The 1,606-nt window shown below is 58.7% G+C and carries 1 protein-coding gene; it reads left to right on the plus strand.

Features of this window, described 5'->3' with window-relative positions; genetic code table 11:
* Positions 1 to 177: 177 nt before the first annotated feature.
* On the plus strand, positions 178 to 1,557 hold the full coding sequence (locus ABIB90_RS41575; protein ID WP_354202978.1) for an IS110 family RNA-guided transposase: 1,380 nt from the start codon (positions 178 to 180) through the stop codon (positions 1,555 to 1,557).
* Positions 1,558 to 1,606: the final 49 nt, after the last annotated feature.

Raw genomic sequence — 1,606 nt, forward strand, 5'->3', positions numbered from 1 at the left:
ATAGACTGCGTTCGGAAGGGAGCGGCCGATACGATTTTGGTGGCATTTAACCCCGTCAAAAAACCTGGTCCATGAGCTGTTCCGGACATGAGAGTGGTGACGCCGCAAAGGCGATCCCGTTTAGGAATCTGATCAATTGCGCAGCTCAGCCCTTCTCTGTCAGCAGGAGGATTGGAGATGTACCGCAAGGAGTCGAAGTCCAAGGTCGACCGTACCATGCCCATGGTGCACCCGAACGCGGCTGCCATCGATGTTGGTGCGACTATGCACATGGCTGCCGTAGGACCTGATCACGCACTTGAGCCAGTACGCAGTTTTGGCACCTTCACGGCCGATCTCGATCAACTGGTAAAGTGGTTTGTGGAATGCGGAGTCGAGACCGTCGTGATGGAATCAACCAGCGTCTACTGGATTCCGATCTTTGAGCTTCTCGATGCACGAGGATTTGCCGTGTTTCTTGTCAACGCGCGCGATGCCAAGCACGTGCCGGGGCGCAAGACTGACGTCAGCGATGCGCAATGGCTGCAGCGGCTCCATTCGTTCGGATTGCTGCGGGCCAGTTTTCGGCCCAAAGGGCAGATTGCGGAGCTGCGAGCCTACGTGCGTCAGCGCGAACGTCTGCTGGAGTACGCCGCCTCACACATCCAGCATATGCAAAAAGCATTGACCGAGATGAATCTTCAACTCCACCACGTTGTGGCCGACATCACGGGCGCGACTGGCCTGCGCATCATTCGCGCGATCCTTGCCGGTGAGCGCGATCCTGAGACGCTGGCGTGCCTGCGCCACTGCAGTTGCCAGTCCAGTGTCGAGACGATCGCGAAGGCGCTCACCGGAAGCTACCGCGCGGAGCATCTGTTTGCACTCGATCAGGCACTCGCCCTTTACGACGCGTATCACGAGAAGGCATCTGCCTGCGATGCCCGAATCGAAGCTGTGTTGAAGGAACTCACTATCCATAGGGATCATGATCATGGATCAGCGCCGCCGGTCTCGCGGCGTCGGAACAGAACCGATCAAGCGAACGCTCTGGCTTTCGACGTCCGCGCGTCGTTGTTTGCGCTGCTCGGAAAGGACGTCACCACCATCGACGGCCTCGGTCCTTACCTCTCGCTGAAGCTGATCGCAGAATGCGGCGACGACCTTACCTCGTGGCCAAGTGCAAAGCATTTTACCTCCTGGCTGGGGTTGGCACCGAGCAATAAGGTCTCCGGAGGCAAAATGCTCTCGTCCCGAACGCGCCGATCCGGCGGCCGGGCCGCAGCTCTTCTGCGCCTTGCTGCCGTAACCGTCGGACGCACTGATACCGCACTCGGCGCCTTTTATAGAAGACTGTCGTCCCGCATTGGCAAGGCCAAAGCAGTCACCGCGACGGCCCGCAAGATAGCAGTCCTGTTCTATAACGCTGTGCGTCACGGAATGGACTACGTCGATCCCGGGGCCTCGTCCTACGAGACACGCTATCGGACGCGAGTGATCAACAATTTGCACCGACGTGCCAAGGCATTCGGCTTTGTCCTGCACCCCTTGGAACCGGGAGCTGGTGCCGTTTCTTAGGAATCGTTCTCCAGCGTCAGCTCCCCGATCTTGGCATGCAGCGACTTCA

Source organism: Bradyrhizobium sp. JR4.1, from assembly GCF_040548605.1.
Taxonomy (GTDB): Bacteria; Pseudomonadota; Alphaproteobacteria; order Rhizobiales; family Xanthobacteraceae; genus Bradyrhizobium; species Bradyrhizobium canariense.